Here is a 13301-nt window from a genome sequence, read left to right on the forward strand (position 1 = left end):
CCTATTCATCCGTGCACTGAACAATACCGGGAGGTCCTACGGCCGAGTCCAGCCCTGCGCATGGAGCTGACCTCACACTTCTCCTGGGCCTTGACGCGGAGCCGCCGCAGTGACAGCGTGAAGGAAACTTCACCGAAATGCTCAGTGCCCTGATGAACTGCTGACCGGACGCTCGAACGGGACGGAGCTTCACGGATGGACAAGGTGGTCGCCACGGCCGACGAGGCCGTGGCCGATGTGCCGGACGGGGCGACGCTCGCGGTCGGCGGCTTCGGGCTGAGCGGTGTGCCGAACGTGCTGATCCAGGCCCTCTACGAGCGCGGAGTCAGCGCCCTGGGTGTGGTCTCCAACAACTGCGGGGCGATGGAGTCCGGCCTCGCCGTCCTCCTCTCCGCCGGACGGATCGCCCGGGTCACCGGCTCCTACATCGGCGCCAACAAGGAGTTCGCCCGCCAGTACCTCGCCGGGGAACTGGAGGTCGAGATGATCCCCCAGGGCACCCTCGCCGAACGCCTGCGCGCCGGCGGGGCGGGCATCCCCGCCTTCTACACCCCCGCCGGGGTCGGCACCCAGGTCGCGGAGGGCGGACTGCCCTGGCGCTACGACGGTTCGGGCGGCGTCACTCTCGCCTCGCCGCCGAAGGAGGTGCGCGAGTTCGACGGCACCGAGTACGTCCTGGAGCGCGGCATCCGCACCGACTTCGCCCTGGTCCGCGCCGCGAAGGGCGACCGGCACGGCAACCTCGTCTTCAACAAGTCCACCCGGAACTTCAACCCCCTCGCGGCGATGGCGGGCAAGGTGACGATCGCCGAGGTAGAGGAGCTGGTCGAGCCCGGCGATATCGACCCGGACGCGGTGCACCTGCCCGGGATCTTCGTGCAGCGGGTGGTGGCCCTCACCCCCGAGCAGGCCGCCGACAAGCGGATCGAGCAGCGGACGGTGAGCAGCTGATGGCCTGGACACGCGAGGAGATGGCGGCCCGCGCGGCCCGCGAACTTCAGGACGGGCAGTACGTCAATCTCGGGATCGGTCTGCCGACCCTGATCCCCAACTACCTCCCGCCGGGCGTCGAGGTGATCCTCGAATCCGAGAACGGCATCCTGGGGACCGGCCCCTATCCGACCGAGGACCAGGTCGACCCGGATCTGATCAACGCCGGCAAGGAGACCGTGACGGTCCTGCCGGGCGCCTCCTTCTTCGACTCGGCGCTCTCCTTCGGGATGATCCGGGGAGGACATATCGACGTCGCCGTGCTGGGTGCCATGCAGGTGTCGGCCGGGGGCGACCTGGCGAACTGGGCGATCCCCGGCAAGATGATCACCGGGATCGGCGGGGCGATGGACCTCGTCCACGGCGCACGTACGGTCATCGTCGTGATGACGCATGTGGCCAAGGACGGCTCCCCGAAGATCCTCCAGGAGTGCGCGCTGCCGCTCACAGGCAAAGCGTGTGTGAACCGAGTCATCACCGATCTCGGCGTGATCGATGTGTCACCCGAGGGTCTCCTGTTGATCGAGACCGCACCCGGTGTGGGCGTCGAGGAGATCGTCGCCAAGACCGACGCGAAACTCACCGTCACGGAAGGCCTGCTGTGAACCCGGTTTACATCGTCGACGCCGTCCGCACCCCCATCGGCAAGTACAGCGGAGGGCTCGCCTCCGTCCGCCCCGACGACCTCGCCGCCCACGCCATCCGTGAACTCCTCGCCCGCACTCCGGACTTGGACCCCTCCCGCATCGAGGACGTCTACTTCGGCAACGCCAACGGCGCGGGCGAGGAGAACCGCAACGTCGCCCGCATGGCCGGCCTCCTCGCGGGCCTGCCCACCTCCGTGCCGGGTGTGACGGTCAACCGGCTGTGCGCCTCCGGCCTCGAAGCGGTCATCCAGGCGGCCCGCGCGATCGCGGTCGGGGACGCCTCCATCGCCGTAGCCGGTGGTGTGGAGTCGATGACCCGTGCGCCGTACGTCCTGCCCAAGTCGGAGCGGCCCTTCCCGGCCGGGCACACCGAGTTGTACTCGACCACGCTCGGCTGGCGCATGGTCAACCCGAAGATGGACCCGCAGTGGACCATCCCGCTCGGCGAGAGCGCGGAGTTGATCGCCGACAAGCACAAGATCGGCCGTGAGCAGCAGGACGAGTTCGCGCTCGCGAGTCACCGGAAGGCGGCCGAGGCGCAGGCCGAGGGGCTCTTCGACGGGGAGATCGCGCCCGTCGCCATCCCGCGGCGCAAGGGCGAACCGGTCGTCTTCGGCGCCGACGAGTCCGTACGGGCGGACGCCTCCCTGGCCGCCATGGCCAAGCTGAAGCCGTCCTTCCGCACCGAGAACGGGACGGTGACCGCGGGCAACGCCTCGCCGCTCAACGACGGTGCCGCGGCCCTGTTGTTGGTGGACGAGGAAGGGCTCAAGGCCACCGGCCGTCAGCCCCTCGCCCGCGTGTCCGCCACCGGTGTGTCGGCGATCGACCCGCAGTACTTCGGACTCGCCCCCGTCGAGGCGGTCAACCGCGCACTGGCCAAGGCGGGCAAGGGATTTGACGATCTGTCAGTCCTCGAACTGAACGAGGCCTTCGCCGCGCAGGTGCTCGGATGTGTCGCCGAGTGGCCCGAGTTCGACCCCGCGATCCTCAACCCCCAGGGCGGTGCCATCGCGCTGGGCCACCCGCTCGGCGCCTCCGGTGCCCGGCTCGCCGGTACCGTCGCCCACCAACTCGCCCGCAAGGGCACAGGAGTTGGAGTCGCCACCCTCTGCATCGGCGTGGGCCAGGGCCTGGCCCTCGTCCTCGAACGGTAGGAACCCCCATGGCTCTCACCCAGCATGACATCGACCTCGAAACAGCGGCCGAGCACGCGACGTACGAGAAGCGGGTCGCCGACGGCGCGCCGGTCGAGCACCACCCGCGCCGCGACTACGCCCCGTACCGCTCCTCGCTGCTCCGCCACCCGAAACAGCCGCCGGTCACCATCGACGTCTCGAAGGACCCGGAGCTGGTGGAGCTGGCCTCGCCCGCGTTCGGCGAGCGGGACATCACGGAGATCGACAACGACCTGACCCGGCAGCACAACGGGGAGCCGATCGGTGAGCGGATCACCGTCTCCGGGCGGCTGCTGGACCGGGACGGGCGTCCGGTCCGCGGTCAGCTGGTGGAGATCTGGCAGGCGAACTCGGCCGGCCGTTACGCGCACCAGCGTGAGCAGCACGACGCCCCGCTGGACCCCAACTTCACCGGTGTCGGGCGCACGTTGACCGACGACGAGGGCGGGTACCACTTCACGACCGTCCAGCCTGGCCCCTACCCCTGGCGCAACCACGTCAACGCCTGGCGCCCGGCGCACATCCACTTCTCGATGTTCGGTTCGGCGTTCACGCAGCGGCTCGTGACGCAGATGTACTTCCCGAGCGACCCGCTGTTCCCGTACGACCCGATCATCCAGTCGGTGACGGACGACGCGGCCCGGCAGCGCCTCGTCGCGACGTACGACCACAGCCTGTCGGTGCCGGAGTTCTCGATGGGCTACCACTGGGACATCGTGCTCGACGGCCCGCACGCCACCTGGATCGAAGAAGGACGCTGACCCGCCATGACGACCATCGACACGAGCCGTCCGGAGTCCGTGCTGCCGACCCCTTCGCACACGGTCGGCCCCTTCTACGGCTACGCACTGCCGTTCCCCGGCGGCGGTGACATCGCGCCCGTCGGACACCCGGACACGATCACCGTCCAGGGCTACATCTACGACGGCGAGGCCAACCCGCTGCCGGACGCCTTCGTGGAGTTGTGGGGGCCCGACCCCGAGGGCAACCTGTCCACGACCGACGGCTCGATCCGGCGCGACCCGGCCAGTGGCGGCTATCTCGGCCGCAACGGCGTGGAGTTCACCGGCTGGGGCCGCATCCAGACCGACGCCAACGGCCACTGGTACGCGCGGACGCTGCGGCCGGGCGCACGCGGACAGAACGCCCCGTACCTGAGCGCGTGCGTCTTCGCGCGCGGACTGCTGGTGCACCTCTTCACCCGGATCTACCTGCCGGGCGACGAGGCCGCGCTCGCCGCGGACCCGCTGCTGTCCGGGCTGGACCCGGCGCGGCGCGACACGCTGATCGCGCGGGACGACGGCAGGGGCACATACCGTTTCGACATCCGCCTTCAGGGCGAAGGCGAAACGGTCTTCCTGGAGTTCCAGTGACAGCTGACGACCCGTCGGACACCGGCCTGCTCGCCCCCGGGTGGGCCGGCTCCCCCGCCGCGTCCGCGACGAGCGACACCGCGTATCTACGGGCGCTGCTCGACGCGGAGGCCGCGCTCACCCGCGCCCAGGCCGCACTGGGTCTCGCACCCGCCGAGGCGGCGACGGCGGTGACGGCCGCGGCGGACGTGGGCTGTTTCGACGTACGGTCCCTCGCGGAACGGGCCCGCGGCGGCGGGAACCCGGTGATCCCACTGGTCGCGGATCTGACGGAGGCGGTCGGCGGGGAGTACGGCCCGTACGTCCACCGGGGCGCGACCAGCCAGGACATCATGGACACGGCGACGATGCTGGTCGCGTCCCGCACCCTGGACCTAATCCTGACCGACCTGGCCCGCACGGAACAGGCACTCTCCCAACTGGCCGCCGCCCACCGCGACTCCACGATGCCGGGCCGGACGCTCACCCAGCACGCCGTACCGACGACGTTCGGGCTGAAGGCCGCCGGGTGGCGGTCACTGGTGCTCGACGCGCGGGACAGGGTGCGTGCCGTTCGGGACGGGCTGCCCGTCCAACTCGGGGGCGCGGCAGGCACGTTGGCCGCCTTCACGGCGTACGGCGCCGAGGACGCGCCGGCGCTGCCGGACGCGTACGCCGGTGAACTCGGCCTGACGGCACCGCTGTTGCCCTGGCACACGCTCCGGACGCCGATCGCCGATCTCGCCGGGTGCCTGGCCTTCACGGCGGGCGCGCTGGGCAAGGTCGCCGCCGACGTGCTCGTCCTGTGCCGTACGGAGATCGGTGAGGTCTCCGAGGGCAGCGGCGGCGGTTCGTCGGCCATGCCGCACAAGGCGAATCCCGTACGGTCCACACTGATCGCCGCCGCCGCACGACGGGCACCGCAGCTCGCGGCCGTCCTCTACGGCTCACTGGTCGCCGAGGACGAGCGGCCGGCCGGGGCCTGGCACGCCGAGTGGGAACCGTTGCGGGAGCTGCTGCGGCTGGTCGGCGGTGCGGCGCGCGATGCCGTCGAGCTGACCGAGGGGCTGCGAGTGCACCCGGACGTGATGCGTGAACACCTGGATCTCACCCATGGGTTGATCGTCTCCGAGCGGCTGTCCGCCGAACTGGCGCCGCTGCTCGGGAGGGCCAGGGCGAAGGAGTTGCTCACGAAGGTCGCCCGGCGGACGTACGCCGAGGGCCGTCCGCTGGCCGAACTGCTCGCCGGGGAGACCGAGTTGAAGGACGTCGACCTCGACGAGCTGACCGACCCCGCCCGTTACACGGGTTCCGCCGGAGCCCTCACCGACCGTGCCTTGGAGCGACGTTGACCGAGAACCTCCTCAACTTCCGTGCCGAGGGCCCCGATTCCGCTCCCCCGCTGCTGCTCGGGCCCTCACTGGGCACGTCGTACGCCCTGTGGGACAAGGTCGCGCCCGAACTGTCCGTCACCCACCGGGTGATCCGCTGGGACCTGCCCGGGCACGGCGGTTCGGCGCCCGGACTGATCGGACCCGGGGCGACCGTCGGAGATCTCGCCGACCTGGTGCTCGCGCTCGCCGACTCCCTCGGGATCGAGCGATTCGCCTACGCGGGTGTGTCGTTGGGGGGCGCGGTCGGTCTGCACCTCGCCGTACATCACCCCGAGCGGGTCACCTCGCTCGCCGTCATCTGCTCCTCGGCCCACTTCAACGGGTCGAAGCCGTGGGAGGAACGGGCCGCGCGAGTACGGAGCGAGGGGCTGGACTGGCTCGTGGAGAGCGCCGACTCCCGTTGGTTCACGCCCGGGTTCACCGTCCCGGAGCTGGTGGCCGACCAGCGCGACGCCGACCCGGCCGCGTACGCCGCGTGCTGTGACGCGCTGGCCGCGTACGACCTGCGCGAGCGGCTCCCCGAGATCGGCGCGCGGACGCTGGTGATCGCCGGCCGCGAGGATCCGGCGACCCCGCCCGCACATCTGCGGGAGATCGCCGACGCGGTGGCGGGCTCGGCCCTGGTGGAGATCCCGGGCGCCTCTCACCTGGCCCCCGCGCAGTGCCCGGAGGCCGTCCTCACCGCGCTGCGCGCCCACCTGGACGGGGGTGCCAAACGCGGGATGGCGGTACGGCGCGAGGTGCTCGGCGACACCCACGTGGACCGGGCTCAGGCCCGGCAGACGCCGTTGACCGCCCGCTTCCAGGACTTCATCTCACGGTACGCGTGGGGCGAGATCTGGACCGACCCCACGTTGACGCGGCGCGAGCGCAGCATGATCACACTCACCGCGCTGATCGCACACGGCCACTACGACGAACTGGCCATGCACGTCCGCGCCGCGCGCCGCAACGGACTCACGCCGGAGGAGATCGGCGCCGTGCTGCTGCAGAGCGCGGTGTACTGCGGGGTGCCTGCGGCGAACTCGGCGTTTGCTGTGGCTCAGCGGGTGTTGGGGGAAGAGGGCGACTAAGGGGGTGGGGGTGCCGTTGTGTGTCGTCTGCGGCTACGTCGTGGCTGGTCGCGCAGTTCCCCGCGCCCCTAAAAACATGGGCTGGCCTGCGTTTTCAAGGGGCGCGGGGCTGTGTCTATATGCGGCTCCGTCGCGTGGGCGCGACCAGCCCCCACCGGCCCGCGGACAAACAACAACTCAACGCAACCCCCTCCCTGTCTCCAACACCTCCCGCGCCTGCGCCACCAGTCCATCCGCCCCGCACGAACGCGCAAGCGTCAGGCCCCTGTTGATCTCCGCCACCGACCGCGCGGCGATGCCGTACTCGACCCGCGCCGCCGCATGCTCGTACTGACAGGGCGAGGACTCCAGATACGCCACAGCCTGCGCCGCGAGCCGCACCGCCCGCTGTCCCGTTTCCAGTGCGGCGGCGCAGCGGAGTGCCTCGCCGATCGCCGTGTCCGTGCCGAAGTGTTCGGCCTGGCGGCGGGCGTCGGAGGAGAGTTGGGCGGCGCGGGTCGGGTCCTCCACGGCGAGGGCCCGAGCGAGGTCGACGGCCCAGGGGACGAGGACCGGGTTGTGGTGGCCGCGTACGGTCGCCGCCTTCGCGGCCTGTTCCAGTTCGTTGATGCCGTCCTTCGTGCGGCCGACGGCGAGCAGGAGTCGGCCGCGCACGCAGCGCGGGTCGGGCAGCACGATGGTGGAGGGGTACGGCGGTGCGAAGCCGTACTGGTCGGCGATCGCCCAGGCCTCGTCGACATGGCCGCGGGCGAGCAGCGTGTCGACCAGATTGCAGGTGGCCGACCAGTACAGGGGCAGCCCGCGGCCGACGCGCTCGGCGAGGCGCAGGGACTCGCGCAGCGAGATCTCGGCGTCGCGGAGGCGGCCGCGCCTGCGGTGGCCGAGGCCGATGTAGGCATGCGCCAGGGAGAGGTGGCCGCCGCTCCAGCCGGCGGACACGTAGGCGCGCAGGGCTTCGTTGTACAGGCTCTCCGCGCGGTCCAGGCGGTCCGTGTAGGCGTACGAACTGGCCAGCATCATGAGGATCTCGATGCCCCACTCGGTATCGGTCCAGCCGAGTCCGGGGGCGAGCCGTCCGTTGACGAGGGCGCGGTCGCAGACCTCGACGACCTCCTCGGCGTTCTCGCCGTGGGTCATGGCGTCGAAGCCGCGCAGGATCAGCAGGGCCCGCTCGGAGTTGTCGCGGCCGGTGCAGGTACCGGCGAGTGCGGCGAGCCGCTCGGAGCGTCCCGGGGAAATGTCCTCGCCCGCGTGGATGCCCTCCCACATGAACTGCACGGCCTGGAGCCGCATCCGGGCGGCGCCCGGTTCGTACCGGGTGGCCTCCGCCTCGACGGTGCGGACGGCCTCCTCCAGTTGGTTGTTGTGGAGCAGGGCCTGGGACAGCCGGAAAACGGCGTCCACGCGTGCGTGGCCGTCGAGACCGGGCATGCCGAGGGCGGTCTGGAGGTGGCCGATGGTGGTGGCGGGCGCGGTGAGCAGAGTGGCACAGCCCAGTTCGAAGAGCACGTGCGCGTGGGTCTCGGCGAGCGGCGGCTCCAGGAGGGCGCGCTCCAGACAGCGGCGGGCGGCGTCGGGGGCGCCGATGGAGAGGTGTTCGCGGGCCGCCTCGCGCAGCTGCTCGACGAGTTCCTGGTCGTCGTCCGGGTGCACCTTGAGGAGGTGCCGTGAGGCGGCGGCCGCGCCGAGCCCGGAGTCGGTGACAACCTGGGCGGCGATGCCGTGCATGGCCGTGCGCACGCCGCCCGGGATGGAGTCGTAGACGTCGCTCGCGATCAGCGGGTGGACGAACTCCAGCTCGCCGGCGCCGGCTTGGGACGCGGCCGGGTCGGGCGCGGTGAGGATGCGGTCGGTGCGCAGTAACTCGGCGCAGCGGACCGCCTCGTCGCGGCTCATGGTGGCGAGCTTGGCGACCAGGCTCACGGAGATGCCGGTGCCGAGGATCGCGGCGGCCCAGGCGAACCGGGTGGCCTCGAAGCCCAGGTCGTCCAGGCGGGCGAGCAGTCCGCCGCCGCGCGCGGAGCGGTTGAGCTCGCGCAGTTCGGCGGCCGAGTCCTCGACGGGTGCGAGGCCGCTGTCCTTCACCTTGGCGAGGAGTTCGACGGTCTCGTACGGGTTGCCGTCGGTGACCGCCCACACCTCGCGGCAGAACGCGCCGTCGGCGTGCGGGCCGAGGGTGGCGCGGGTGAGGCCCGCGGTGGCCTTCGGGGTGAGGGGGTCCAGGACGGTGACCGGCGGGCCGGCCGCGGCGGCGATCGCGTCCAGGTAGCGGGCGCTCTCGCCGCTGACCTCGCCGGGCCTGCGGGCGACCACTAGCAGGACGGACAGGTCGTCGAGGCGTTCGGCGAACGCGGCGAGCCAGCGCAGGGTCTCCTGGTCGGCCCAGTGGGCGTCGTCGACGATCAGGACCAGCGGCCAGTCGCGCTTGGCGAGACGGCGCACGGCGGCGACCAGTCCGTCGCACACGCCCTGTGGGTCGGGCTGCCGCTCGCCGGGTTCGGTGACTCCGAGGGCGGGGCCCGCGATGTCGTACCAGTCGCCGAGGTACTCGCGGATCTCCTCGGGCATCAGGGAGATCAGGGCGGGTTGCAGCAACTGCCGTACGACGTTGAAGGGGACGGACCTGAGGGTCTCGCCGCCGCGGGCGTGCCAGACCGCGCAGCCGCGTGCCTCGGCGATGCGGCGGGTCTCGGCCAGGAGCGCGGTCTTGCCGAACCCGGCCTCGGCCCGGACCATCAGCAGGCTGCCCGAGGACGACTCGTCGGCGCGCAGGCGGTCGATCGCCTCCGCCACACCGGCGACTTCCTCGTCGCGCTCCCACAGGGAGGCCGAGGTGGCCTCCGGAGGCCGTTCCTCCGTCATCCCGATACCTCCCCAGTAGCCCGAACGACGTACAGCCCTTGAGCGTAGCCGTCCGGATGCCGAAGTGGAGGCCGGTCCGGGCAGCTGTTGCCGCATCGGGTGACGGCGGTCTTTCGGCAGGACTCATGTAGGTGACGAACGGTCAAGAGGCGCTGAATGAAGGTGTTTTCCGATCAGTCCCGACCCGTCCCGGACAGGCCTGCCGTACGGGCCCTGATCGCGGGGTCGGTGGGCAATTTCATCGAGTGGTACGAGTTCGGTGTCTACGGCTACTTCGCGACGGTGATCGCGGCGCGGTTCTTCACCCCGGAGGGCGCCGGGGCGGCCGAGGGGCTGGTGCGGACGTACGCCTCGTTCGCGCTGGCGTTCTTCTTCCGGCCGGTCGGTGCCGCCCTGTTCGGCCGGCTCGGCGACCGGGTGGGGCGGCGGCCGGTGCTGATCCTGGTGATCGCGCTGATGACCGGCGCGACGACGCTGATCGGTGTGCTGCCGACGTATGCCGCGGTCGGTGCCCTCGCGCCGTGGCTGCTCACGTTTCTGAGGGTCCTTCAGGGGCTGTCCGCGGGTGGGGAGTTCGGCGGCGCGGTGTCGCTGCTGACGGAGTTCGCGCCACCGGGACGGCGTGGGCTGTACGGGGCGTGGCAGTCGTTCACCGTGGCGCTGGGGCTGTTGGGCGGGGCGGGGGTCGCGGCGCTGCTGGCGACCGTGCTCGACGCCGGTCAACTGGGCGACTGGGGCTGGCGGTTGGCGTTCCTGCTGACGCTGCCGATGGGGCTCGGCGCGCTGCGGCTCCGGCTGCGGCTGGAGGAGACACCGTCATTCCGGAGCGAGTCGGCGGGCGAGTCGGTACGGGAGGTGCCGCCCGCGCGTGAGGTCCGTGCGGCGATCGCGCTGGGCGCCGGGCGGGTGATGGGGTGGGCGGCGGCCGGGTACACCTTCCTGGTCGTCCTCCCGTCGTATCTGCAGAGCACGTTGGACGCGAGCTTCCGGCAGGCGCTGCTCGCCACGGTGCTGGCCAACGTGGGGTTCGCGGTCACGATCCTTCCGGCGGGGCTGCTGAGCGACCGGGTGGGGCGGCGGCCGGTGATGCTGACGGGGGCCGCGCTGGTGGTGGTCCTGTCCGTGCCGTTGCTCAACCTCCTTCAGGACGACGGGACTTCGACCGCGGTGAAGGGTGCGTGGGTGTTCGGGGCGGGTGCGGTGGTGGGGTTGATGGCGGGGCCGGGCCCGGCGATGCTCTCGGAGATGTTCCCGACGAGCGTGCGGTACACCGGCCTGGGACTCGCCTACGCCCTGTCCAATGCCGTCTTCTCGGGCTGTGCGGGGCTCATCATCACGGAGAGCGTCGAGCGGACCGGGAACGTGGACATCCCCGCGTACTACACGGCGGCGGCCTGCACGGTGAGCGTGCTCGCGCTCGCGATTGCCAAGAACCCTGCGGGACAGGTGAGTTGGGAGGATGCGGATGCGGGTGATCGGGCTGATGTCCGGGACGTCGTACGACGCGATCGACGCGGCGGCGGCCGGGCTGAGCCTCGTCGGTGACAGTGTCGTACTGGAGCCGCTCGGGATGGTGAGCGCGCCGTACGACGAGGAAGTGCGCGAGGCGCTCGCGGCGGCGCTGCCGCCGGCCGCCACCACGCTGGCCGAAGTCTGCCGGCTGGACACCCTGATCGGGCAGGCCTTCGCCGCTGCGGCCGTGCGGGCGAACGACGAACTGTGCGACGGGCGGGCCGAGTTGGTGGCCTCGCACGGGCAGACCGTCTACCACTGGGTGGAGGGCGGCGCGGTGCGCGGCACACTGCAACTGGGGCAGCCCGCCTGGATCGCGGAGGCGACCGGGCTGCCCGTGGTCGCCGACTTCCGGCCACGCGACATCGCCGCCGGAGGCCAGGGCGCGCCGCTCGTCAGCCTGGTCGACCTGCTGTGGCTGCGCGGCCGTCCGGGCACCCCGGTCGCACTCAACCTCGGCGGGATCGCCAACCTCACCGCCCCCGACGGCACGGCCTTCGACACCGGACCGGCGTGCGCGCTGATCGACGCGGCGGCGCACGGGTTCAGCGGCGGGCGGCTCGCGTACGACGCGGAGGGCGCCCTCGCGGCCCGCGGAACCGTCCACGAGCCATTGCTGGCACGGCTGTTGAGCGAGCCGTACTACACACTCCCCGCGCCGAAGACGACCGGCAAGGAGCTGTTCCACCTCGGCTATCTCCGGGACGCGCTCGCCGGTCTGGGCACGCTGCCCGCCGAGGACGTCATCGCGACGCTCACGCTGCTCACGGCCCGCACGGTCGCGGACGCGGTCCGGTCGGTGGCCGCGACGGAGGTCGTCGTCTCGGGCGGCGGCACCCGCAACCCGGTCCTGACGACCCTGCTCGCCGCCGAACTGCCGGGCGTTCCGCTGCGCACCTCCGACGAACTGGGCCTGCCGTCCGCCGCGAAGGAGGCATACGCCTTCGCCGTCCTCGGCTTCCTGACGGCCCACGGACTGCCGGGCACGGTCCCGACGAGCACCGGCGCGCGGCATCCGAGCGTGCTCGGATCGGTGACGCCGGGGCGGCGGGGGCCGGGGTTGCCACCGGCCGCCGAGCACAGTCCCGTACGGCTGGTTCTGGGCTGAGGGGCGGCGCAGAGGCCCGTCGCGCACAAGGGCGCACCGATTCGGGCCGGATCCTCTCATCCCGCTTTCACCGACGCCTCATACGGTAGGGGCATGACGCAGGTGACTCCCCCCGGGTGGTACCCCGATCCCGGGCAGACGAATGACAGTCCCGCCGCCGAGCGCTGGTGGGACGGCAAGGCATGGACGGACCGCACCCGCCCCGCCGGGTCGGACGCCGAATGGGGTCCCCCGACGGAGCCGCCGTACGGCGGGGCGTATCCGGCGTATCCCGCCGTGCCCCCGGCCGCGCCGCGCCGCAATCTGCGCACGGGCATAGCCGTGGCGGTGGCCGTGGCGGTCCTCACGGCCATCGGTGTCGGTGCGTACGCGCTGTCCGACAACGGCAGTGGGAGCGGCAACCAGGCCGGCAACCAGCAGGCGCCGAACGGACAGGGCGGCCCCGAGGGACAGGGCGGTTCCGGTGGCACCGGCGGCCAGAGCGATCCGTTCGGCGGGTCCGGCGGGACGGGTGGTTCCGGCGGTACGGGCGGTGCGACGCCCGCTCCCAGCCAGTCCGCGGAGCCGAAGGTCAAAGCCGGCGGAACCGTGATCGACTCACTCGACGGCATCAGCTTCACCGTGCCGTCCGACTGGTACGGCCAGGTTATCCAGGTCGGCGCATCGGTCACGTCGAACACGTCCTACAAGTGTCCCGGCAACACCGCCCAGACCTGCACCAACGGCGGGGCGTACTCCGCGCCCGCGGTGGTGCTGGGCACCAAGGGCAGCACGGCCGAGGCGGTCGCGAAGGCGGACATCGCCGCCAACGCCAAGGAGTCCTACGGCGGCACGAGCTACGGCAGCATCACCTCCCACGAGGTCCTCGCCTCCAAGGCCGTGACCGTGGCCGGGCAGAAGGGCTATCTGGTCCGCTGGAAGGCGGTCACCAGCAAGGGCGCCGACGGCTATGTCGAGTCGCTCGCGTTCCCGTCACCGGCCGGCGCGAGTCAGATCGTCGTGGTCCGCTTCGGTGTCGATGTCGGCCAGAAGCAGTCCGTCATCGACGAGATCACCTCGGGCATCAAGGTGTCCTCGGGCGGCGGCGACGGACAGAAGATCTGACCCCTCGCCGTAGAGCCGGTCAGCTCTCCGTACACCAGTCGGCCGCTCGACGACCGGCACGGCGCCGACGGCCTCTACCGG

11 protein-coding genes are annotated in these 13301 nt (G+C 71.7%); 10 read left to right on the forward strand and 1 reads right to left on the reverse strand.

Features of this window, described 5'->3' with window-relative positions; all coding sequences use genetic code 11:
• Window positions 1-195 precede the first annotated feature (195 nt).
• Genes ACFWP5_RS12610 through pcaD form a run of 7 tightly spaced genes read left to right on the forward strand, consistent with a single transcriptional unit; the run spans window position 196 to window position 6634 of the window.
• Window positions 196-951 (forward strand): CoA transferase subunit A, encoded by a 756-nt coding sequence (locus ACFWP5_RS12610; protein WP_384154284.1) that lies wholly within the window; start codon window positions 196-198, stop codon window positions 949-951.
• On the forward strand, window positions 951-1595 hold the full coding sequence (locus ACFWP5_RS12615) for a CoA transferase subunit B (protein ID WP_384154286.1): 645 nt from the start codon (window positions 951-953) through the stop codon (window positions 1593-1595). Before ACFWP5_RS12610 ends, ACFWP5_RS12615 begins: the two co-directional genes overlap by 1 nt.
• The gene (locus ACFWP5_RS12620) at window positions 1592-2794 is read left to right on the forward strand and encodes a thiolase family protein (RefSeq protein WP_384154288.1); all 1203 of its coding nucleotides are present in this window, start codon (window positions 1592-1594) and stop codon (window positions 2792-2794) included. The genes ACFWP5_RS12615 and ACFWP5_RS12620 overlap by 4 nt, the downstream gene beginning before the upstream one ends.
• Window positions 2795-2802: 8 nt before the next feature.
• Window positions 2803-3576: a protocatechuate 3,4-dioxygenase subunit beta gene (gene pcaH, locus ACFWP5_RS12625; RefSeq protein ID WP_384154290.1), complete on the forward strand. Its 774-nt coding sequence runs from the start codon at window positions 2803-2805 to the stop codon at window positions 3574-3576.
• Between the two features lie 6 nt (window positions 3577-3582).
• Window positions 3583-4188, forward strand: a complete 606-nt coding sequence (gene pcaG, locus ACFWP5_RS12630) for a protocatechuate 3,4-dioxygenase subunit alpha (RefSeq protein ID WP_384154292.1) — start codon at window positions 3583-3585, stop codon at window positions 4186-4188.
• On the forward strand, window positions 4185-5519 hold the full coding sequence (pcaB, locus tag ACFWP5_RS12635; RefSeq protein ID WP_384154294.1) for a 3-carboxy-cis,cis-muconate cycloisomerase: 1335 nt from the start codon (window positions 4185-4187) through the stop codon (window positions 5517-5519). Before pcaG ends, pcaB begins: the two co-directional genes overlap by 4 nt.
• The gene (gene pcaD / locus ACFWP5_RS12640; RefSeq protein WP_384154296.1) at window positions 5516-6634 is read left to right on the forward strand and encodes a 3-oxoadipate enol-lactonase; all 1119 of its coding nucleotides are present in this window, start codon (window positions 5516-5518) and stop codon (window positions 6632-6634) included. Before pcaB ends, pcaD begins: the two co-directional genes overlap by 4 nt.
• A 177-nt stretch (window positions 6635-6811) precedes the next feature.
• Here the strand turns inward: pcaD and ACFWP5_RS12645 are convergent, their stop codons facing one another.
• Window positions 6812-9496 carry an ATP-binding protein gene (locus ACFWP5_RS12645; RefSeq protein ID WP_384154298.1) on the reverse strand — a complete coding sequence of 895 codons (2685 nt, stop codon included), beginning with the start codon at window positions 9494-9496 and terminating at the stop codon, window positions 6812-6814.
• Window positions 9497-9652: 156 nt separating this feature from the next.
• Here ACFWP5_RS12645 and ACFWP5_RS12650 point away from each other — a divergent pair, with 156 nt between their 5' ends.
• The 3 genes from ACFWP5_RS12650 (at window position 9653) to ACFWP5_RS12660 (ending at window position 13220) form a co-directional block, all read left to right on the forward strand.
• On the forward strand, window positions 9653-11041 hold the full coding sequence (locus ACFWP5_RS12650; RefSeq protein ID WP_384154300.1) for an MFS transporter: 1389 nt from the start codon (window positions 9653-9655) through the stop codon (window positions 11039-11041).
• Window positions 10962-12116 (forward strand): anhydro-N-acetylmuramic acid kinase, encoded by a 1155-nt coding sequence (locus ACFWP5_RS12655; protein ID WP_384154302.1) that lies wholly within the window; start codon window positions 10962-10964, stop codon window positions 12114-12116. The genes ACFWP5_RS12650 and ACFWP5_RS12655 overlap by 80 nt, the downstream gene beginning before the upstream one ends.
• 93 nt (window positions 12117-12209) lie before the next feature.
• A complete protein-coding gene (locus ACFWP5_RS12660) occupies window positions 12210-13220 on the forward strand; it encodes a DUF2510 domain-containing protein (protein ID WP_384154304.1) in 1011 nt (336 codons plus the stop codon).
• Window positions 13221-13301: the final 81 nt, after the last annotated feature.

Source organism: Streptomyces sp. NPDC058469 (assembly GCF_042721125.1).
Taxonomy (GTDB): domain Bacteria; phylum Actinomycetota; class Actinomycetes; order Streptomycetales; family Streptomycetaceae; genus Streptomyces.